Genomic DNA, 21,681 nt, shown 5'->3' with positions numbered 1-21,681 from the left:
GTCATGAGACCGTTTGGCACCTACCGATCGGCTAAGCACCTCGTGTATTTCGTGAGGTGTGCGGTGGTGTTGTTCGGTTTTATCTGGTGCAGCCATGTGCCGGCGTTTCCACTGCAAAACGACATGCGTGCATCTGCGGCGATTGCGCAGCCGATGGCCATGCCAAGCTGCCAGCCATGCGCCTTCTGCTATATGGGACCACCTTTTGCCGACCATAACGCAGGCGGCGACTATCCGGATCTCGGTGCTACCACTGCTACGATGCGTTTTGTTTCGCAAACGGATAGAGGTGATTTTTTTTCTGATATGTCAGACGTTCCCGCAGTTGCGCTGCGGCTTTTGTATTGTCGATGGTTGAATTAGCCACTTGACCATGGGGATGACGATGCATACATCAAATTAGTTTATCGAGGAGTCTATCATGAAAAAATTACTACTTACGCTGCTCTGTATCAGCACTCTTAGCACTGCATTTCCCGCCTTCGCTGGCCCGGACTGGCAACTGATTGAGCAAGGGCGCAAGGCCAAGCAGGCGCAAATGATGCGAGCGGCCAATAAAGCCCCGCAAGCTGGAATGGAACATCAGATGGAGCCAAAAATGGATCATCAAATGGATCCGAAAATGCATGAAAAAATGGATCAAATGATGAAGGACTGTCAGGAAATGATGAAGAAAAAGTAACGCGTTTTTGAGTGCTGGATGCGATCGCTGCTGGTGGCATATGCGGACAGCAGCGATCGTATCCATTCAGGTGCTTACCCGATCACGCCATGACTTAATCTTTCCGTTGCCTGCGGTAGTTGCATTAAGTCGCTACTGTCAGTATTTCCAAGTAGGGATTACTAATATGGTGTATTTTTCAAAAGGTCATCTAGTTCCTTGAAGCGTCCCTTGACACGATCAACGCTGTATTCATACATGAGGGAATTGTGAGCAAACTGGGCCCGTTCAACATCCATATCAACGGTATTGCCATCAATACTACCTTGGGCTGGAAGACGAAATTGCAGGGAAACGTCATCTTTTGACTTTCCTGTTTTTAAGGCCTTCTCAACATCAATATCTACCGCCACATATCCAGGCGTATCGGCATTCGCGATATTGGATGCGAGAAGTTCTTGACGGTATGCCCGCAGTCCGAGCGCACGTTCATTGATACTCGGCTGCTGCCAAATCTTAGCAGCGGTCAAATTCAATGGAAGGTCAAACTGTGTGTGTTGAATAGTTGCCACTGGAGGCAAGGCCATTGCCACTTTTGGCGTCGATCCAAGTGCATTAGCTAATGTGGCAGAAAACATTTGCCCTGCCGTCTTGCCTTCCGCGCTAGTGCTACCCTTAACTGTGAGCCCGATAGATGCCTGGATCGATTCAATTTTAGTCATGGATTCCTCCCTCATTGACATTCGATTTCTGACGTTTCAGAGAGCTGGTCGGATCGAGTAACTAACTAACCTGTTCGGTTTACGGATCAAACACGTGTCAATCGTGATGGGAACTAGCTCTAGTCGCGATAGAGCTGATTTCATTCGCAGTGCACTCGTCGTCCAAACTATAAACAGGTGCAAAACCACCTCCAGGGGTGCGAAAGTTGGTGGTTTGCCCCTGATACATCCTGGCTGCGGTCCACTGCACCTTTCCGTCATAAACATAGACTCGAAGGTCGAATTTCAGCGAGCTAGGATTATCTGTGGAACCGATCGAGCGCTCGCCGGGTATGACGAGGGCCTGAGCGACGTAATCACCAGCCAGAATGTCCTGCCATACCCGTTTGGTGATCTTTTCACCACGGTACGTGGCTCGCCCCCCGTAGCCTGCAACAGGTTTAAAAAACAACTTTCGGCGCTCCGTCCACAAGCGGTCCGCATCGGAGGCCGTCACAATCTGCGTCCGAGGCATGCTCTTGAGCAGAATATCTTGCACGGCGGAGGCTACGCCAAGCGCTACGAGCTCTTTCTTATCCGATAGCAGAACCAGATTTGCCTTATTTGCATAGAGGGCATGCGCTTGGGGGTGCGGCGTTAGCACGATCGCACTGTCTAGATACGCCGACCGCAATGGGAGACACTGGGGCGACTCAAGCATGAAATCGGTCAGCCGGTTATAGACCAAGTCGACAGCAAGATCCCCATGACGTAAAACGCCATCACGATAGGTAAGGTCCGATGGTGAGGCAATGACGGCCTCGATGCCGTGGCGTTGGAACAAGCGTTGAAAAAGAACAAACTCGGGATAGAGATACTGCTGCTCTGGATGTTCGTCAACTATCGCGACTGTCCGAAGTGGCTGTGAACGTCGAGAGAGTACCCATTCAGACTCAAACATGTTGAAGATGGTGTCTTCAAGGGTCGCACCGCTATCAATGGCACGTGTCAATTCACTATCGCTGAGACAGCACGATCTATGGGCTTTGGCCATCGCGGCGTTGAGCATCGCTCCACCGGCATTTGTGTTGATTTCGATGAGCGCCAAGGTATCGTCGCGCATGTGGAAGTCATAGCCAAAAAATACTCCTTTTGCACCATCAGGATTATGCTTGGCAATGTCAGGAGCATCAGTCAGAACGCGCGCACGAAAGGATGGCAGCGATATCACGGATTCAATCGCTGCAATAACGTCCGCAATACGTTTGCTTTGGTGATAGGAGACAAAAATAGGCCGCGCAGAAAATAGATAGGGACACCGCTCCTCGATCAACTCGTGCAATCCGTCCATACCCGGTTCGCTAGAAAGCGCTATTTTCAATGCGGAGCTATCCAAACTGGTGCAGAAACAGTCTCTATTGAGGCGTGCAGCCGGAAGAAAGCTCAATTCTTCGTTGCTAAGCAAGCAGCCGTTTTTCGATGCAGCTTTCACTATCGCAGGTGTATTCATGTTTGCTTCCACAAGAATGTCGCTCGGTGCCACAGTCAGCGGTTAAGGCCGACCGGTACCGCGCAACCGGAGTGCATTAGTAATGACAGACACGGAACTCAGGCTCATCGCTAACGCGGCGATCATCGGCGATAGCAGTTGGCCAGTAAATGGATACAGCACACCGGCAGCCAGGGGAATGCCCAAGGCATTGTAGACAAACGCGAAGCCCAGGTTCTGCCACATATTTCGAACAGTGTCGACCGAGATTCGACGGGCAAGGGCAATCCCACGCAGATCTCCTTTTACTAAAGCGACGTGAGCGCTATTGATAGCCACGTCTGTTCCTGTACCCATGGCAATACCAACGTTGGCCTTCGCCAGTGCGGGGGCATCATTGATTCCATCGCCGGCCATTGCGACCACCTTGCCTTGCTTTTGGAGTTTTTCTACCAAGGCCAACTTGTCCTGTGGTTTCACCTCGCCGTAGAACTCCGTGATGCCCAGCCTTTCGGCCACGGACCTCGCAGTAGTGACGCCATCGCCAGTGGCCATGATCACGGTCAGCCCTTCGGCGCGCAGGCCCTCTATCGCCTCACGCGTCGTTGCCTTGATGGGATCCGACACGGCGATCAGTCCAGCCAAAACGCCGTCAGAGGATAGATACATGACGCTAGCACCTTCTGTTCGCAAGCGTTCAGCGACCTCAGCAAGCGGCCGCCAATCAACTTTGTCAGTATCCATCAGGGCGGTGTTGCCCAGTGCGATGTGCACCCCGCCAAGCGTGCCGCGCACGCCAATACCGCTGGCGGACTCAAAACTGTCAGGCTTTGTTAGCGCCAGTGCTCGCCGATTCGCTTCGTTGACAATCGCGTGCGCTAAAGGATGTTCGCTTCCCTGGTCTATGCTCGCCGCCATTTGCAGGACGTCTTCGTCCTTGAAACCAGGCGCTGCGACCACGCTGTTAAAGGAAGGCTTACCTTCAGTGAGGGTCCCCGTCTTGTCGACAATCAGTGTGTCGACCTTCTTGAGGTCTTCTATTGCCGCGGCATCCCGAAAGAGCACCCCCTGGGTGGCGGCGCGGCCAGTGGCGGCCATGATGGACATCGGTGTGGCTAACCCCAATGCACATGGGCAAGCAATGATCAGTACTGCAACGGCGTTAACAAAACCAAAGACCCAGCTTGGTTCAGGGCCATACATTCCCCATAACACGAACGTCAGTAGCGCTATGGCCACGACCACGACCACGAAATAGCCTGCGACACTATCGGCGAGTCGTTGCATAGGCGCGCGGGAGCGCTGTGCCTGCGCGACCATTTGTACGATTTGAGACAACATCGTGTCGCTGCCGATTTTCTCGGCACGCATAATCAGGCTCCCGCTGGTATTGATCGTTGCGCCAATCAACGTGTCTCCGGGACGTTTTGTCACAGGTAAGGGCTCGCCAGTCAGCATTGATTCATCAAGCGAACTCTCGCCATCAAGCACTACGCCATCAACCGGCACCTTCTCACCGGGTCTGACACGGAGTTTGTCGCCGACGTGGACGTGCGTGAGAGGAATGTCGTCTTCGGCCCCATCGTCCTGAATGCGCCGAGCCGTTTTCGGAGCGAGGCCAAGTAAGGATTTGATTGCCGCGGAAGTTTGGGAGCGTGCGCGCAGCTCAAGGATCTGTCCCAGTAGCGTGAGCGAAACAATGACTGCTGCGGCTTCAAAATAGACGCCTATGCGGCCATGTGCAGCAAAGGTAGGTGGGAAGAAGCCCGGTGCGATGGTGGCGACGACACTATAGCCATAGGCAGCCATTACGCCAAAACCAATCAAGGTCCACATATTCGGGCGCATGCGTGCCAGCGATTGCGCCCAGCGCGTGAAAAATGGCCAGCCGGCCCACAGTACGACAGGGGTACTTAATGCGAATTCAATCCAGTTCTGGCCTGGCAGCCCCATTTCAACGAACACATGCCCAAACATCGCCAACAGGAACACCACCAGAGTCAGAGGCAGCGTCCACCAGAAGCGGTGGCGGAAATCGACTAGTTCCGGATTTTCCGCCTCATCTAGCGTCGGCATTTCAGGTTCGAGCGACATGCCGCAAATGGGGCAAGTTCCCGGTGCAGGCTGGCGTATCTCGGGGTGCATGGGGCAGGTGTAGACCGCTCCCTGCTGTGGCGAGTGCTCGGGGCTGGGCGCCGCATTCGCTCTATCGATGAAGGAATCTGGCGCTGCGTTGAACTTTGCCATGCATTTCCCGCTACAGAAGTGGTAGACCATACTTTTGTAGGTGATTTCTTGCTCGGGATTTGCGCCAACGCGCATGCCGCACACAGGATCGATGAATGGTTTTTCTTCCCCTGTCTTCATCGTATTGCCAGGCCCGGTCTTGCTATGGGTATCGTGATGATGCTCGTGCGCATGATGCTCGGCGTCAGTTCTACTCATGAATCACTCCTTGGGCAGATTCGCCTGTTTCTTTGCCTACGGTGGAACCAGCTATGGTGACAATGGCGGGAATTGAACATTCCCGCCGAACGAAGTCATCTACTTGGCGGAGACTACTACCAGCCCCTTCATGCCGGCCTCAAAGTGACCGGGTTGTAAGCAAGCAAACTCCACTTTGCCGGCTTTGTCGAACTGCCAAACGATGGTTCCCGATTTTCCAGGCGTCACGGTCACTTGATTGGGTTCCGCATGCTCCATCTCCGGAAACTTTGCCATTTGTTGGGCATGTTCTTTTAACTCGCTCTCAGAACCAATGACCATTTCATGCTTGATCTTGCCGGAATTGTTGACGACAAAGCGAATGATCTCGCCCCGTTTCACGGCAATAGACGCTGGGCTAAAGCGCATGCTGTCGTTCATATCGACAGTGACGGTACGCGTCACTTTTTTCGGGTCTCCCGCCTTGCCCACAAGAGATGCGCTCTGCTCATTTGCGCCATGCTGGTGGCCACTATGTGCTACTGGGCTGCTATCCGGTACCGCAGCATTGCTGAAAGTGCTCAAGCTGGCCAGTAACATTACTGCAATTGCATTTAAGGTCATCTTTTTCATATCGTACTCCCTTGTAGAAAACCGTCGCGGCATTACATCGCGGTAGGTGGTTGTTGAGTGGTAAGAATTGCCGCCGCAAACAGTGCACCGAGCAGTAGCAAGGTTTCCACTTGTAAAACGACTCTCACCAGAGTGACGCCGCGCAAGGAGCGGGAGGCGGCAGGCAGTCCAAGAAATTTGTTGTAGCCGCCCAAGGCGATAGCCAGGAGGACCAATGCAACTTTGACCAACAAGGTTATGCCATAGGTGGTATGAACAAGATGCTCTGAGCTCCCCACACGGTGCCAGGCGCTGTAAATACCAGTGGCGGCAATGGCAACTACTGCAAGCATTGCTGCCTGAGACATCAATTCGAGGTACTGATCGGTGCTACCCGTATCAAATTTCCGTACCCGCGCCTCATGCAGAACAAACCAGCCGGTAACCATCACCGCACCAGTCCATAGGCCGATGGCAAAAAAATGAATCGCTTCAACCGCTAGCGGAATAGTCCAGAAGCCTTCCTCTCCCGCATGCCCCATGGACGCCCGTGTTACAGAAAAAACAGCCAAAAGTAGAACGACTGCAATATCGCTGATGCGGCCGACTCCGCCTGCTAATCGCACAAAAAAGAGAACAAGCATCGCCACAATAATGGCGCAGCCTGCATGTCCGTAGTCGGTTGTAGACACCATCATCCAGAACATCGGGCACGCTTCGCGCAGGCCTACACCTCCCATAACTGCCGTCGCGCTCAATAGTGCCGATGCACTACCAACTATGCTGATTGCCGCTGCCATCAAGTCAAGTTTGCGCAGCGCTGGCTCGAAATGATCATGATCGACACCGCTAGAACGCATCCAGTAGCGTGCAAACCATGATCCGACGAGCCAGGCAAAGCCGAGGTTCAGCAGCAACGCTGAACTGACTTGCAACAGCGAGACTGCATCCAATTATTTCACCGTGAACTTAAAGTCGCCTTTGCGACGGTGTCCATCGTGCCCTGCAACTGCCCAGCTCACGGTATAGGCGCCAGCATTCAATGCCGGTACTTCCAAGCGTAAGATGGCTGGATTTGCGGCATCGACCTTTGCCTTGTTTGCAGCGACGGTTTTGCCTTCGCCATCGGCCAGAACGATCGTGCTAAAGGCTTCTTCCACCTTCTCGTTGAAGGTCAGCGCAATCTCTTTCGGTGCAACTGCCAGGGAGGCGCCCGCCTCGGGATTGGAGCTCTTCAAGCTCGCATGTGCCAAGGCAAATGGGGTAGCCAGCGTTGCCGCCAATATGGACGTGGCAAGAATAATGTTCCGCAGGGTCTTCATCTTCTACTTTCGTTGTTAAATTTACTTTACTGCCTCGATGGAGGTGACCGTGAGTGCGCCACCAACTTTTTCCACGACGAAACGTACTTTGTCCCCTTGTTTGACCTTGTCGAGCATTGACGGCTCTTTGACTTTGAACATCATGGTCATCCCTGGCATGCCCAGGTTCTTCAGCTCACCATGCTTGATGGTCAGCTTGCCGGCGTCCTTGTCCACTTTCTTAATTTCCCCTTCGCTCATCGCGTCTTGCGTCGCGGAGGCGCTCTGCTGCTGGGCGAACGCCACGGAGGTGGTTGCCACGGAAGACAGGCCAATCAAGGTTGCCAATACAACTTTGTGCAGGTTTTTCATGATGTTTCCTTTCAGTTAAAAAATTAGTGACCGCTATGTCCGGTCGGTTTACGAACAGTGACTTCAATATTAGGTTTGTTCATCGTTGGCATCGACTGCCCCCCAGCATTGGTGGCACGTTCTGGTTCAGGAAGGGTACCCGTCCACTCGTATGCCACGGTTCCGGCCGGATGCTTGTACCAACCAGGGTCGGAATAGTCGCCGCGCTTCTGATCCTTGCGTACCTTCAGTACGGTAAACATGCCTCCCATCTCAACCCCACCGAACGGTCCTTCACCTGACATCATCGGTAAAGTATTATCTGGCAGTGGCATTTCCATGCCTCCCATGGAGCCGCCCTTGTCGCCCATCACCATATATTCAGGAACGATTTTGTTAATTTTCTCTGCAACCCCGCGATGGTTGACGCCAATCATTGTCGGTACCGAGTGGCCCATTGCATTCATGGTATGGTGGGATTTATGGCAGTGAAGTGCCCAGTCACCCAGGTCGGTAGCGACGAACTCGATGGCGCGCATTTGTCCAACGGCGACATCGGTGGTGACTTCAGGCCAGCGCGACGCTGGTGGAGTCCAGCCGCCATCCGTACCAGTAACGAAAAATTCATGGCCATGAATGTGAATAGGATGATTCGTCATCGTCAAATTACCGACACGGATACGTACCTTGTCACCTTGGCGCACCGGCAATGAATCAATGCCGGGGAAGACGCGGCTATTGAATGTCCACAAGTTGAAGTCCAGCATGGTGTTGATCTTCGGCGTATAGCTTCCCGGCTCTACGTCGTACGCGTTGAGCAGGAAGACGAAATCGCGGTCCACCGCATGGAGCGAAGGATCCTTTGGATGGGTCACCCAGAAGCCCATCATCCCCATCGCCATTTGGGCCATCTCGTCGGCGTGGGGATGGTACATAAACGTACCTGGCCGTTTGGCCTCGAATTCGTAGACGAAAGTCCTTCCAGGAGCGATACCTGGTTGATTGAGGCCCGTTACGCCATCCATGCCGTTCGGCAGTCGCTGGCCATGCCAATGAACACTGGTGTGCTCAGGTAACTTGTTGGTCACGAAAATACGCACACGGTCACCTTCGACCACTTCAATTGTCGGACCTGGGGATTGACCGTTATAGCCCCACAGGTTGGCTTTCATTCCTGGTGCAAGTTCACGCACCACGGGTTCGGCCACCAGATGGAATTCCTTTACGCCATTTTTCATGCGCCATGGCAATGACCAGCCGTTCAGGGTCACGACCGGATTGTAGGGCCGTCCAGTGGGGGGCGCCAAGGGAATGTGTGTCTTGGCATTGTCCATCAACATCGCCTCAGGCAATGACGCGGCACCAGCCTTGCTAACGGCAACGGCACTCACCGCTACAGCACCGGCACCTCTGAAAAAGTCTCTACGTGAAATCATGGCATGGCCCTTGTATCGTTCGTACTTCCACCGTTGATGGCGGATTGAAGTTTGGTTTCCGCTATCCAAAAGTCGCGCTGGGTTTCGATGGCGGTATTCACGCTCACCAGTTGCTCGCGCGAGTCCGCCAGCAATTCGAATACGCTGGCAAGCATCCCGTTGTAGCGAAGCAGAACCTCGTCGGATATTTTTTTCCGCAGCGGCACAACATCGTCGCGATAATGACGAGCGATGTCATAGCTAGTACGGTATGCGGAGAAGGCCTCACGCACCTCTGAGCGCGCCCGCACGGCGGTGTCGGTGGTGCGATGGACGGACTGCATATAAAGCGCTTCCGCCCGTGCGACCTTGGCGCCACCCCAATCGAAGATCGGTAATTCAAGGGAAATCTGGTAGCCGTTCTCGCGTGGCAAGCCTGTCGTACTCTTGTTGGTGTAGCCAGCGTCAAAGACGTTGATGAAGCCAGTTGCCTTTGTTAAGCCAAGTGCTGCGGCCGTTGCTTCGGTCTCGCGGCGGGCCGACAGCATATCGAGGCGTTGTGACATGGCCTGTGCTTCCGCATTGTTCGTTTCCCGCGGCTTGTCCGGCAGTGGAGGCAATCTGTCCGGCAGGACGAAATTTTGCTGCTCTCCCCACAGGCCCAGGAGGCGAATGAGCTGTTCGCGCGTGGCTGTTGCTTCATGCTTGGTCCTCGCCAATTGTGTCAACGCATCTTGGTAAAACGCACGCTCACGGGCCTGGTCAAGTGTGCTCCAGTTGCCAACCTTGGTCATGCTGTCGGCGAGTTGCGATGATGCCTCGGCGGCGCCGCGCACTTGCTCCGCGAATGCGGCCGATTGGGCCGCCGCAACGGCCATAAAATATGCCCGACGTGTCTCTGCCGCCAACTGCACAGCCTGAGCAGCTGTTAGCAACTTTGTTTGTTCAAAGCGTCCTTGCTCAATGCGTCGACGCGTGGGCAGCGTCAGCAGGCCCGCAATGTCAAACATCACACTGCGATCGATTTCAGCGTCGCCACCGCCGCTGACGCGGCCAAAACTAAAACTTGGATTGCGCATCCGTCCAGCTTGTACAAACTCAGCCTCCGAGACCCCCAATTCAGCGAAGGAGACCTTCAGCGCTGCATTATTGAGCAGCGCAATCTGGACAGCAGATTCAGGCGTAAGTGGTGCGGACAGCAAGGACTGCACCTGTGTATTGGACTGCTGGCTGTCTTTCAGCGTCTCTTTCGTGAAGGGCTTGACTTGCCCAATCCGCTCTTGTGTTAGCCGAGAGACATCATTTAAGCCACCATCCGGTGAAAAGCTGGCGCAACCTGCAAGAAATACCACGCTGAATACAGTGGCTACCCGATTGGCTGTCGGCAACGATAATCGCTTCATGCTATTTGCCTTTCATGTTCATTTGATGGCCTTTGTGCGGATCGTTCGCCGAAGACGGCTTGGGTTTTTCCTGGCTTTTTGCCCCGGGTACCATTTCCATCGACATGTCCCCCTGAGCGCCATGCTGAGAGCCCCCTGTTACATCTTGATTTGCCTGAATCCAGGCCTTATCCGGAGATGTCGGGGGCTCCCCAATCGGCTTAACATCCGCAAAAGCGGAAACATATTTCAACGGCGGCACCATCGCCTTAGCATCCGTCACTGTCGCCGTGGTGCGCGCGGGTTGAGTGGATTGTGCATAGACAACCGGCGAGAAGCTAACCGTTGCCAGAAGCAATAAGTGGAAGCGTTGCATGATTCTCTTTCAAAATGACTGGTTACTGGGTGGATACAGCACGAGGTGAGGCGAACGCCAGTACATGATTTCAGGAGACGGCGGGGAAAGTGGTGAGAAGGGAGCTCAAGGGACGCGAGGAACGAGTGGCGGCTCTTGTTGCCTCCAAAGGTAGAGCAAGGCGTACGCTGTTCTGCACTTATTTCGGCCCGGTTGCTTACAATGCGCGTCAGCATGAAATTCATCTGCAGTATCTTCCCTATGACGGACAACTAAGTTGCTTGCAAATTGCCTGAACCACCTGAGATGAAATCGCCTTTTTAGGCTACACCTTCCAACGGACGGAAGGTCAAGCGAATTTCAGTTTTCCAGAGTATTTTCACTTCCACCTTGTCACAATCACCGCCCGCTGATTTAATTGCATCGCTGCAATTCATCATATAAACAAAAAACACTGGAGACCTCGTGCGCCAACTTACTTCCCTAATCGCTATTTCCGTATTCAGTCTTCCCCTATACGCCGCCACACCAACTGAAACTGTTGCTGCATTTCACGAAGCGCTTGCCAGCGGAAAATCCGAGCAGGCGAGTACTTTGCTTAGCCCTGAAATTAAAATTTACGAATCTGGACATGTTGAACGTTCACGTGATGAATATGCTGGCCATCACCTGCCAGCCGATACCGCCTTTGCTAAGGCCACTAAAAGCAAAGTCCTAAAACAAAACGAACGTATTGATGGAAACCTGGCCGTCGTGATGCAGGAAACAGAGACCACAGGACAATTCCAAGGCAAAAATGTCCACTTATTCGGCACAGAAACAGCTTTGCTTGAAAAACAGGGCGATCAATGGGTCATCTTTCATCTTCACTGGTCGTCCCGGAAATCTCAGTAATTTCATGTGCCGGCAACGCACTGGCGGGCGTACATGTAGTTAGTTGGCGTAGGTCGGGTTAGGTGCCACATACACGCGTACGCCGTGGGTATTCACGCCGGACGGCGCAATTGCCGAAAAGTCAAAGCTGGCATTGGCTCGCAGCGTATCGAACTGCCAAGTGAACGTCTTACCATCCACATCAAACTTGACGACGTCGCCCTGGGCGACATTCACATACTTCGTAGTCGATGAAATCGTGATAGTGCGCGTGGCGGCCGGCGCCGGAGCCGCACTGCCAAACGCTGGATTCGAGTGCATTTCGCCTTGGTGTGCCATCGCGGCAAGCGGGCTGAGAGCGATGACAGCGAAAACGGCGACGATGTTGGCTTTGATGGATTTCATTGGAATGTCCTTATTTTTCAGTTGCGGGTGAATGAAGTTGCGGATCCGATGAAGCTATTCTACGTAGGGGACCCGCACACCCGAATGACGGAAGCATTACATTTACATTACAGAAACTTCAGCAGTTCCAAGGTCAAGTACCTATCCCCAATTCAACTTGAACTAACTGTTTAGTGACTGTTCAGCCGCAGTCAGCAGGCAGAATAGGACGACCAGTAGACGCCTGAGCTAGCGGTGCAGCGCCACAAGCGCGCCCGCATCGAACTATCAGTGGGTAATAACGCCTGGAAAAAATAGCGTGAATTGGGTCACTCCATCGGGCTCACTCGTGACGCTGGCGCGGCCATGGTGAAGCGTCATAATGGATTTGACGATTGAAAGACCCAATCCAGCGGAGGCTGACGTGCTGGACCTCGATTTATCGGAACGGTAGAACCGGTCAAACAGCCGCGGCAGGTGTTCCTTCACGATGCCAGGGCCAGGATTGGAAACGGAAACCAGTGCCCCGTCGTCGTCGGCTTTTGCCTCGAGCGAGATAGTTCCTCCCTTCGGGGTGTATCGAAGGGCGTTCGACACAAGGTTGCTCACCGCGCGGCGAAGCAGGTGCCCATCAGCAAGCACTGTGCCAGAGGCGATGACGACGAATGATATTTCGGCGTCGGATGCCGGCCCTTCAAAGTACTCGGCGATTCGCGTCAGCTCAACATCCATATCAAGCTGCTCAGTTGCTAGCGAAATTTGGTCATGGTCAGCCCGCGCCAAAAATAATATGCTTTCCACCATTCTAGCTAGACGGCCAAACTCCTCGTAATTAGATGAAAGCAGGTTTTGATATTCATCGGATGATCTGGGCTGAGACAGGGCAACTTCTGTTTGGACCATCAGATTGTTGAGAGGCGTACGCAAATCGTGTGCCAAGTCATCTGCGAACTGGGAAAGGTTATTAAAGCTATTTTGCAGGCGGTCAAGCACCTCATTGAACGAATCAGCCAGTATCTGGATTTCCTTCGGGGCTGATTTTGCATGCAAGCGCACTTCCAAATTGTGCGCACTGACTTGCTGAGCTTGCTGCGCGATGAGCTTTACTTTGTGCAACGCGCGACGTACTAGTAGAAACCCCAGTAGGGCTGTTAGCACCGCACCAAAGAAGCCCGATGCAAGCACTTTTAACTTGTATGCAGATAGAACAGCTGCGCGGCTCTCTTCGCTTCTGGCGAGCGTGATTTTCACCACGGAACCGGTCGAACCAACGGTACCCAGCGCAGCAATAACTCTTAGGTTGGGTTCGCTATGCCCTGGTGCAGCACGTACGTGAGATGGCTCTGGCATCGTCTCTACCGGCACAGCCCCGCTGGCATGCATGAATGAACGGTCACGGGTATTGCGGATTAATTCTTCACCGTCTTGTGCCTGCATAACGAGCAAAAAGCCGCCATGCAAATCGACAGCATCTAAAAAACGGTGCGGATCCACACGAATCGACTCTACACTCGGTGTTTCCTCCAGCATATGTCTGATGAACACAATACGGTCGACAAGGTCTGCATCATCCCGTGCTTGGAGCTGCGCCGCGAGTGCTTGATAGAGATAGATGCCTAAGACCGAAAATGCAATTGCCGAGATGCAGGCGAAGAGCACCCCCAGCTGCGTGGTAAGAGACCAGTTCTTGGCCTTCATTGTCTATCTTCTAATACATAGCCCATACTCCGAATCGTATGGATCAGTTTTACCTCGAAGGGGTCGTCAATTTTTGCTCGTAGACGGCGTACCGCGACATCCACCACGTTCGTGTCGCTGTCAAAATTCATATCCCAGACTTGCGATGCAATCAACGGCCGGGATAAAACTTGTCCGACCCGCTTGGATAGCAAATGCAAAAGTGCAAATTCTTTCGCAGTCAAATCAATCCGAACACCGGCACGTATTACTCTTCGCTTAGGAATGTCCAGTTCCAGATCGGCAATCTGAAAAATATCAGCTTCTCTGATCGGCCCTCGACGCAACAACGTTCGAATACGAACAAGCAGTTCAACAAAAGCGAATGGCTTGACTAAGTAATCATCCGCACCGAGCTCCAGGCCTTTGATGCGGTCATCGAGTCCATCCCGTGCGGTAAGAAACAGCACCGGCGTATCGACCGTTTTGCGCAACTCAGCAATGACTTGCCAACCATCTAAGCCCGGAAGCATGACGTCAAGCACGATCAGGTCGTAATGGGCAGTCGTGGCAGCGTGAAGGCCGTCGGGCCCAGTTCTCGCCAAGTCAACAACAAAACCAGACTCACTCAGACCTTTCTGAATATATTCGCCCGCCTTTTGCTCGTCCTCAACCACTAATAATCGCATGTCACTTTTCCACTAGTTCAACTGCTGTGTCCACGTTATGCGGATGGTGAAGATCGCCGTCGGTCTCTTTCTTCAGTCTACCTTGGAAAGATGACAATCGTCTAACGCCAGGATTACAATCCTGTCAGAATTAAAGGTCCACCTGCAGCTGTTTAATTACTTGCTATAAAGAGGATACAGGTTTTGTTCGATACGGCGCTGGTTAAAGGGATCTTCCCTATCGATGTAGCGCATGGCGGATTGGGCGTTTTTCCAGCCCACGTGCTCCATCAGCGTCTTGAGATCCCAGCCATTGGCTGTTGCCCAGCTGGCAAAGCCGCGCCGCAGCGAGTGAGCACTGTACAACTCAGGCGCATCAACGCCAGCTTCCTGCAGGATATTACGCAGGAGCGGTACCAGGCTATCGATGTTCAGTCCGTTATCGCTGATGTTGCCCCAGCGATCAATGGCACGAAACACCGGTCCAGCCGTCAATCTCGCCGCAGCGATCCATTCCTCATAAGCGCTGACCGGGCACAGGCGCGATAGCAACGGCACCTTGAAGTAGCCGCCCTTGAACTGGCGATCACCTTTGGTGCGCGGCAAGAAGCAAGTCATCCCTTCACCTTGCGTGATGTGAACATGCTCGATTTGCAGGCGCGTCAACTCGTCGCCGCGAAACCCGCGCCAGAAACCAAGCAGAAACAACGCTTTGTTGCGGCGGTACCGCAGCTCGGTGCCCATTTCTCCCTGGGATTGCGCGGCGTCGACGTTGGCCGTCAACCAGTGCTCGACCAGCATGAGTTGATCGATCTGAAATGGTTTTGCCCGCTTTTCCTCGGCTGGATGCAGCGTCTGGATACCGCGCAAGACCTGGCGTACTACCGGAGCTTTGGTTGGGTCTGGAAAGCCTTGGTCGAGATGCCACTGAGCTAATGCGGCCAATCGCTGACGCAGGGTGTTGACGACATGTTTGCCGGCACGATCAGCCAGATAGCGTGCCACGCTATCGGACGTCGCCGGCAAAAAACCACCCCATTCCACTTCAAAGTCGCGGATCGCGCTTTGATAGCTTTTTCGCGTGTTCTCGCGCGTGGCGGCCTGCAGGAAGCGGTCGATATCAGACATGGCATGACAAGGCAGAAAATGCGGACGGGATAGGTTCGATAGCCAATGGCGAGCGACGTTATCAATTCTGTCTGGCACTATCAGCAAATGTACAGCAAACTCGGTCAAAATGGCGCGAAGAGACATCTGACACAGGATAAGAATACATTATCCTGCTTCAATTTCAAGGAAAATTTTAGCTTGAATTTCTCGAAAAATGGTATGTAATTACATGGTATGTAATCCATCATCTTATTTCGTGGAGAGGTTATGGCCCGTGCCGGACTGTATCAATCGGATATCAAAAAAGCGCGCGATGCGTTGCTGGCCCAAGGGCGCTACCCTTCGGTCGACGCTGTCCGAGTTGCCTTAGGCAACACGGGGTCCAAGACCACCATCCATAAATATCTGAAAGAACTGGAGACAGAAGAAGGCTCTGGTGACGAGCGCAAGGCGCCGATCAGCGATGCCTTGCATGATATTGTGGTGCGGCTGGCCGCGCGACTGCATGAAGAAGCCGACGAACGGACCTCGGCTATCGAGTCCCGGAGCGTCGAACGGGAGCGCGACCATGCCGCGGCCGTGGGCAACTATGAGAAAGAACTGGCGGCGCTACAACAGCAATTGCGCCAGGCCAGAGATGACGGCATCGAGGAAATACGGACGCATACTCAAACTCGTTCCAGTTTGCAAAATGAGACCATCTTGCGCCACACAGCGCAGCAGCAGGTGGCCGATTTGCAAGAGCGCCTGGCCGAAAATGAGGCGCACCGGCGGTCGCTGGAGGAAAAGCATGCCCATGCGCGCGACTCCCTGGAGCATTATCGTCAGTCAGTCAAGGAACAGCGCGATCAGGATCAGCGGCGCCATGAACAGCAGACACAGCAACTGCAAGCCGAGCTACGGCAACAGCAACAAGCGGTGGTACTCAAACAGGAAGAGGCGACTCGATTGAACCAGGAAGGCGCTAAATTGGTTGCCGAGCTGTCACATGCCAAACAGGCGCTTTACGAGCAACAAGCGCTCGGCCGTCGGCAAGATCAAAAGATCGAGCAGCTTCATGCGGGGCAGCTACATGCCGGAGACCTGGAACGACAACTTGCCGCCAAAGTGACTGAAAATGAGGTATTGCTGGGGCAGGTGGCAGCATTGGGAAAGGAAATGGGGGGACTGAAAACCCGATTACGTGAACTCGAATTGTCCTTGGCCCAAGCTAACGCTAGAGCCGAAGCGAGCCAAGGCTTCAGTGAGGAGTTGCGGGGTTATCTGCAGTCACTGGACCGACCACCCGCCTCAAAACAGAGGTAGAGACTGGTCTGGACAGCCGACCGCCAATCTAAATGAACAGATATTGCAACAAAAATCAGAATTAAACTCTTTAAAAACAAAAGCTTAGATCAAATTTTGGGAATTTTTACAGGAATCCCGGCCGGCATTAGGTAGATGCGGGCCGGTACAGCGATAATCGTGGGACATGAAATCTTCTTTGCAGCCAGTATTCCTGCCGTGAGTATGCAATTCACATTTCTTTCCATGTAATCAATAGCTTAGTTAGCTTTTCGCGAAAAAAACCGCAATCCCGGCCGACCCTCTAGTTATAGCCGACCATGTTGGCCACGCCCGCCGCTTCCGCCGCCTGCGCCAGCTGCAGGGATTCGGCGGCAGACATGCCCAGCGGCTTTTCGCAGAACACGGGTTTGCCCAGAGCCAGCGCGGCCAGCACGATGTCCTTGTGCGTGGCTGGCGGCGTGGCGACGATGATGGCGTCGATGGCGGGATCATTGACCAGCGCGCGCCAGTCGCCCGTGGAGCGGTGCCAGCCCAGTTCCCGCGCGCTGCGGGCGGCGCCTGCCTCGCTGCTGGTGCCGATGCATTCGCAGACGGGATTGAGGACCGTGGGAAAAATGCTGCGCACGGCTTTGTAGGCGATGGTGTGGGCCTTGCCCATGTAGCCGGCGCCGATCAGGCCGATGTTGATGTCTTGCATAGGGAGTCTCCGAGGGTGTCGCGGTAGGGTATTCAGGCTTGCTGGCGCCAGGCATGGCTGTCGAGCGCGTCGAGTAAGCGGGCGGCTGGCCAGTCCTGCGCCAGCGCTTCGTGCATGAGCTGCTGCTGCGTGGGCGGCGCCATGCCGTCGATGGGCTGGTCGCGATCGAGGTTGCTGGGAAAGGCGTAGCCTTCGGCGCAGGCGGCAATCGCGTGGCTGATACCCGCATCATCCATTGCGCCCCGGGCGCGCAGCGCCTGCAAGGCCGGATACAGCGCTGCGCTCATGGCGCGGCGGTCCAGCGCTTCCATGGCGCGCCCGAACGCCGACGACACTTGCAGCAGGTTGGCCATGCGGCGGATGTCGGACGAGCGGTTATGCCCGGCCGCGTGGAACAGGGCGGGGTTGAAGAACACGGCGTCGCCTTGGGACAGCGGCAGCTGCACGCAATGCCGGGCGAAATAGTCGCGGAACGGCCGCTGCTGCCAGGCGAGAAAACCTGCCTGATAGCGCTGCGAGTAGGGCAGGTAGACGGTGGGACCCGATACCAGCGGCATGTCGCAATGGGCGACGGCGCCCTGCAAGGTCAAGAGGGCCGACATCTGGTGCACGGGCGCGGGGTAGGCGGCGCAGCTGGCGGCACTCTGGAAACCCAGGTGATAGTCGCGGTGCGGCGCCTGGGCCGCCCCGCCCGGGTTGACGACGTTCACTTGCGCCGTCATCTGGTAGGCGGGACCGAGCCAGGCCTCGGCGATCCACGCGAAGACGGGATTGGCGTAATAGCGTGCGAACGCTTCGGGCGCGCGCAGACACAGTTTTTGCTGGGCGTTCCAGATGCGGTCATTCGCGCCCGGTTTGGCGAAATGGTCGCCGCCCGCCTGGCCGCTCGCATGCTGTTCGGCGATCAGCGCGCGAAAGACGCCGCTCACCTGTTCCAGCGTGTCCATGTCGGCGACGGCGCGTTGCAGCACGATGACGCCGGGACCAAGCATCAGCGCCTTGCCCCATTCTGCCTGCAGCGCGCGCAGCGACGCCGCACTGGCGGCCAGCGCGCGCACTTGGTCGCAGTCGTAGACGAGAATATTTTGTTCTACCGCAGCGGCGAGAGGATAGGCGGCCAGCGCCGTGCGTTGGCTGACTGTGCGGATGAATTCATCGAGCTGGCAATCCTGCTGCGACAGCCAGAAAGGGGCGGGCGGCGCGGCGTCGTTGGTGATCATGCGGTGTCTCCGTTGTTTAAGTTGTAGAATCAGTATAGGGATGAAGGTCCGCATTTTTCATCAGGAAATCCATCAAAAAACCATCAATTTGAATTGGATATGGCATGACGCATCCGTTTCCCGTCAAGGTCGTGGCGCTGCAGGCTGGCGTCAGCGTGGCGACCGTCGACCGCGTGATCAAGCAGCGCGGGGGCGTACACGCCAATACGGTGCGCCGCGTGATGCAGGCGCTCGATGAACTGGCGCGGCAAAGCACGCAGGTGGGCCTGGCGGGCAGAAAATTCATGCTCGACGTGCTGATGGTGGCGCCGCGCCGGTTTACGGATGCCGTGCGCCTGGCGCTCGAATCGGAGCTGCCGTCCCTGCATCCGGCCGTGCTGCGCTCGCGCTTTCACCTGCATGAAACGCTGGACGCGGCCGGCATCGTCGAACTGCTGGAACGCATCCGCAAGAACGGCAGCCACGGCGTGCTGCTGAAAGCGCCGGACTTGCCGCCGGTGGCCGAGGCGCTGAACCGGCTGGCGGCGGCCGGCATTCCCGTGGTGACCCTGGTGACGGATTTGCCGTCCTCCGCGCGGCGCGGCTACGTCGGCATGGATAACCGCGCGGCGGGCGAAACGGCCGCCTGCCTGATTGGCCAGTGGCTGGGCGCGGGCCAGCGGCCCAGGAAACAGCAAGTGCTGGTGACTTTGAGCAGCAACCGTTTTCATGGCGAGGAAGAGCGCGAGATCGGCTTTCGCCGCGCGCTGCGCGAACGGCACCGCCATTTATCCATCGTCGAAGTGAGCGAGGGCCACGGCATCGACGGCGCCACGGGCGCGCTGGTGCGCCAGGCCCTGGCCGGACATCCCGGCATCGCCGCCGTGTATTCCATCGGCGGCGGCAACGCCGCCATCGTGCAGGCGTTTGCGCAGGCGGGCCGGCCTTGCCGGGTCTTCATCGGCCACGACCTTGATGCGGACAACGTGGCGCTGCTCAAGTCGGGCGCCATCCAGGCCGTGCTGCACCATGACCTGGGCCATGACATGCGCCGCGCCTGCCAAGAGATACTGCGGGCGCATGGCGCGCTGCCGGCCCTGGCGCAGGCGCCGCCCTTGTCCGCCATCCAGATCGTCACGCCATGGAACCTGCCCGCACGGAACGGGCTGAATTGACAGGCATGCGAGGCTGGCCGATACTCGCCGCTTCGCTCATCGCTCACCTCAGGAAGGAATCCCCCGATGTCCGTCACTCCGCAATTGTGCAAGACCGTGCTGGTCGCCGCGCTTGCAACCGCGCTGGCCATGCCCGCCATGGCCGCCGTCCCTGCCACTGCCAGCGCGTCGTCCGCCTGGGTTGAAGCCAGCAACCGTAACGCGGCCATCGTGCTGGCGGCGCAGGCGCAGTTTTCGCCCGAAAACGCTTCCGACACGGGCCTGGCGCAGTACGACGGCCTGGCCGCCGACCTGGGACCCCATATTGTCGAACGCCAGGTGGCGGTCATGCGGCAGGCGCGCGCGCAATTGCAGCAAAAGCTGGAACTGGAACGCGACGAACGCATCCGCCAGGATCTGCAAATCCTGATCGGCGCCGTCGACCAGGAAATCATGGGCGCGCAGCTGGAAGCTCAGTACACCTTGCCGTGGGTCGATGTGCCGCAAATGGTCTTTGGCAGCATGCAAAGCTTGCTGCAGGAACAGCGCCCGGCCGCGCGCCGTGCCAAGGCGCTCGAGCGCCTGCAGCGCTACGTGGGCCAGTTCCCGGGCAGCACACCGATCACGCAGCAGGCCAAAGCGCGCTTCACGGAAAAAATCGGCAAGCCTGGCCTGACGGGACCCGTGCGCCTGCAGGTGGAGCAGTCGCTGGAAAACGTGCCAACGTATATCGCCGGCATCCGCAAGCTGTTCGCCGACATGAAAATCACTGGCGCCGAACCTGCGCTGGCGGCCATGGAACAGCAGTTGAACGCGTATGCGGCGTGGGAAAAGCAGGTGGTGCTGCCCCTGTCGCGTACGGATTTCCGCATGGCGCCCGAGCTGTATGCGTTCCGCCTGAAACAGGTGGGCATCGACATCGAGCCGCGCGCGCTGGTCGAACGGGCGCAGGTGGCTTACCTGGAAACGCGCGCCGCCATGCAGGCGCTGGCGCCCGTGGTGGCGGCCAAGCTGGCCTTGAAGGGCGTCGACGGCTCTGATTACCGTCAGGTGCTGCGCGCACTGAAGGCCGATTCCATCCCGAACGAGCAGCTCGAGGCGCACTACAAGGCCGTCAATACGCAGCTCGAAGAACGCATCGCCCGGCAGCGCGTGGTCGATATCCCTGCGCGCGCCATGACCATGCGCCTGGCGTCCACCGCCGAATCGGCGGCGCAGCCGGCACCGCATATGCGTCCGCCTCCGCTGATCGGCAATACGGGAGAGCACGGCCAGTTCGTCCTTCCCGTCAGCAATCCGGCCGCCAGCGGCAAGGGCGAAGCGTATGACGATTTCAATTTCGCGGGCGCTGCATGGACCCTGAGCGCGCACGAAGGCCGTCCCGGCCACGAGCTGCAGTTCAGCGCCATGGTGGAGCGGGGCGTGTCGCAGGCGCGCAGCCTGTACGCGTTCAACAGCGTCAATGTGGAAGGCTGGGCGCTGTACGCGGAAGCGGAGATGATCCCCTACGAGCCGGCCGAAGGCCAGTTCATCGCGCTGCAGTTCCGCATGCTGCGTGCGGCGCGGGCCATGCTCGACCCGATGCTGAACCTGGGACAAGTCACGCGCGAGGAGGCGGGACGCATCCTGACGGACGAAGTGATGCTGTCGAAAGCGATGGCGCGCCAGGAATTGGACCGCTATACCTTCAACGCGCCAGGCCAGGCGGGCAGCTATTTTTATGGCTATACGCGCATCCTGCAATTGCGCGCGGAAACGGAGCTGGCGCTGGGTGCTAAATTCGACCGCCTGGCCTTCAATAACTTCCTGCTGGGCCAGGGACTGTTGCCGCCGTACCTGTTGGCCAAGGCCGTGCGCGAGCAGTTCATCCCGGCGCAAAAGCGCTGACGTAAAAAAAGGCGCGTCCCGTACGGGACGCGCCATTCTTGCCGCGTTTTCCAC

The 21,681-nt window shown here is 56.1% G+C and carries 22 protein-coding genes; 6 read left to right on the top strand and 16 right to left on the bottom strand.

Going from position 1 to position 21,681, the window contains the following annotated elements:
• Positions 1-3 precede the first annotated feature (3 nt).
• A complete protein-coding gene (locus C8C92_RS27265) occupies positions 4-363 on the top strand; it encodes a hypothetical protein (protein ID WP_133250774.1) in 360 nt (119 codons plus the stop codon).
• 58 nt (positions 364-421) lie between these two features.
• A complete protein-coding gene (locus C8C92_RS16495; RefSeq protein WP_058051341.1) occupies positions 422-682 on the top strand; it encodes a hypothetical protein in 261 nt (86 codons plus the stop codon).
• A gap of 161 nt (positions 683-843) precedes the next feature.
• Here C8C92_RS16495 and C8C92_RS16490 read toward each other — a convergent pair whose 3' ends face one another.
• The 10 genes from C8C92_RS16490 to C8C92_RS16445 form a co-directional block, all read right to left on the bottom strand.
• Complete coding sequence (locus C8C92_RS16490) at positions 844-1,176, bottom strand: flagellar basal body protein (protein ID WP_240453659.1); 333 nt, start codon at positions 1,174-1,176, stop codon at positions 844-846.
• 304 nt (positions 1,177-1,480) lie between these two features.
• Positions 1,481-2,872: a hypothetical protein gene (locus tag C8C92_RS16485; protein ID WP_243420248.1), complete on the bottom strand. Its 1,392-nt coding sequence runs from the start codon at positions 2,870-2,872 to the stop codon at positions 1,481-1,483.
• A 42-nt stretch (positions 2,873-2,914) separates the two neighbouring features.
• Complete coding sequence (locus C8C92_RS16480) at positions 2,915-5,296, bottom strand: heavy metal translocating P-type ATPase (RefSeq protein WP_116744611.1); 2,382 nt, start codon at positions 5,294-5,296, stop codon at positions 2,915-2,917.
• Between the two features lie 99 nt (positions 5,297-5,395).
• Positions 5,396-5,908: a cupredoxin family protein gene (locus C8C92_RS16475; protein ID WP_076568727.1), complete on the bottom strand. Its 513-nt coding sequence runs from the start codon at positions 5,906-5,908 to the stop codon at positions 5,396-5,398.
• Between the two features lie 32 nt (positions 5,909-5,940).
• Entirely contained in the window at positions 5,941-6,840 is a 900-nt protein-coding gene (locus tag C8C92_RS16470; RefSeq protein WP_099764685.1) for a CopD family protein, read from the bottom strand.
• On the bottom strand, positions 6,841-7,209 hold the full coding sequence (locus C8C92_RS16465) for a copper resistance protein CopC (protein ID WP_099764686.1): 369 nt from the start codon (positions 7,207-7,209) through the stop codon (positions 6,841-6,843).
• Positions 7,210-7,230: 21 nt separating this feature from the next.
• Positions 7,231-7,560 (bottom strand): copper-binding protein, encoded by a 330-nt coding sequence (locus tag C8C92_RS16460; RefSeq protein ID WP_099764687.1) that lies wholly within the window; start codon positions 7,558-7,560, stop codon positions 7,231-7,233.
• A 23-nt stretch (positions 7,561-7,583) separates the two neighbouring features.
• Complete coding sequence (locus C8C92_RS16455; RefSeq protein ID WP_099764688.1) at positions 7,584-8,975, bottom strand: copper oxidase; 1,392 nt, start codon at positions 8,973-8,975, stop codon at positions 7,584-7,586.
• A complete protein-coding gene (locus C8C92_RS16450) occupies positions 8,972-10,357 on the bottom strand; it encodes a TolC family protein (RefSeq protein WP_116744610.1) in 1,386 nt (461 codons plus the stop codon). The genes C8C92_RS16455 and C8C92_RS16450 overlap by 4 nt, the downstream gene beginning before the upstream one ends.
• Before the next feature lies 1 nt (position 10,358).
• Positions 10,359-10,712, bottom strand: coding sequence for a hypothetical protein (locus C8C92_RS16445; RefSeq protein ID WP_099764690.1), 354 nt, complete (start codon positions 10,710-10,712; stop codon positions 10,359-10,361).
• A 444-nt stretch (positions 10,713-11,156) separates the two neighbouring features.
• Between C8C92_RS16445 and C8C92_RS16440 the strand changes: the two genes are divergently transcribed.
• On the top strand, positions 11,157-11,585 hold the full coding sequence (locus C8C92_RS16440; RefSeq protein ID WP_099764691.1) for a nuclear transport factor 2 family protein: 429 nt from the start codon (positions 11,157-11,159) through the stop codon (positions 11,583-11,585).
• A gap of 39 nt (positions 11,586-11,624) precedes the next feature.
• On the opposite strand, the gene C8C92_RS16435 is transcribed toward C8C92_RS16440, so the two are convergent.
• From C8C92_RS16435 to C8C92_RS16420, 4 genes are all read right to left on the bottom strand, one after another.
• Positions 11,625-11,969: a CzcE family metal-binding protein gene (locus C8C92_RS16435; RefSeq protein WP_099764692.1), complete on the bottom strand. Its 345-nt coding sequence runs from the start codon at positions 11,967-11,969 to the stop codon at positions 11,625-11,627.
• A 267-nt stretch (positions 11,970-12,236) separates the two neighbouring features.
• Entirely contained in the window at positions 12,237-13,646 is a 1,410-nt protein-coding gene (locus C8C92_RS16430) for a heavy metal sensor histidine kinase (RefSeq protein ID WP_099764693.1), read from the bottom strand.
• Entirely contained in the window at positions 13,643-14,314 is a 672-nt protein-coding gene (locus C8C92_RS16425) for a heavy metal response regulator transcription factor (protein WP_099764694.1), read from the bottom strand. Before C8C92_RS16425 ends, C8C92_RS16430 begins: the two co-directional genes overlap by 4 nt.
• A 156-nt stretch (positions 14,315-14,470) precedes the next feature.
• Entirely contained in the window at positions 14,471-15,421 is a 951-nt protein-coding gene (locus C8C92_RS16420) for a site-specific integrase (RefSeq protein ID WP_099764695.1), read from the bottom strand.
• Between the two features lie 249 nt (positions 15,422-15,670).
• Here C8C92_RS16420 and C8C92_RS16415 point away from each other — a divergent pair, with 249 nt between their 5' ends.
• Positions 15,671-16,708, top strand: a complete 1,038-nt coding sequence (locus tag C8C92_RS16415; protein WP_116744609.1) for a DNA-binding protein — start codon at positions 15,671-15,673, stop codon at positions 16,706-16,708.
• Positions 16,709-16,991: 283 nt separating this feature from the next.
• Here the strand turns inward: C8C92_RS16415 and C8C92_RS16410 are convergent, their stop codons facing one another.
• Both C8C92_RS16410 and C8C92_RS16405 read right to left on the bottom strand, forming a co-directional pair.
• Complete coding sequence (locus tag C8C92_RS16410; protein WP_116744608.1) at positions 16,992-17,387, bottom strand: Gfo/Idh/MocA family oxidoreductase; 396 nt, start codon at positions 17,385-17,387, stop codon at positions 16,992-16,994.
• A gap of 32 nt (positions 17,388-17,419) precedes the next feature.
• The gene (locus C8C92_RS16405; protein WP_116744607.1) at positions 17,420-18,607 is read right to left on the bottom strand and encodes a phytanoyl-CoA dioxygenase family protein; all 1,188 of its coding nucleotides are present in this window, start codon (positions 18,605-18,607) and stop codon (positions 17,420-17,422) included.
• A 104-nt stretch (positions 18,608-18,711) separates the two neighbouring features.
• Between C8C92_RS16405 and C8C92_RS16400 the strand changes: the two genes are divergently transcribed.
• On the top strand, positions 18,712-19,761 hold the full coding sequence (locus C8C92_RS16400) for a LacI family DNA-binding transcriptional regulator (protein WP_116744606.1): 1,050 nt from the start codon (positions 18,712-18,714) through the stop codon (positions 19,759-19,761).
• A 66-nt stretch (positions 19,762-19,827) separates the two neighbouring features.
• Positions 19,828-21,627: a DUF885 domain-containing protein gene (locus C8C92_RS16395; protein WP_207781015.1), complete on the top strand. Its 1,800-nt coding sequence runs from the start codon at positions 19,828-19,830 to the stop codon at positions 21,625-21,627.
• Positions 21,628-21,681 lie beyond the last annotated feature (54 nt).

Source organism: Janthinobacterium sp. 78, assembly GCF_003096775.1.
Taxonomy (GTDB): domain Bacteria; phylum Pseudomonadota; class Gammaproteobacteria; order Burkholderiales; family Burkholderiaceae_D; genus Janthinobacterium; species Janthinobacterium tructae.
This window is presented reverse-complemented; position numbering and strand designations above follow the sequence as displayed.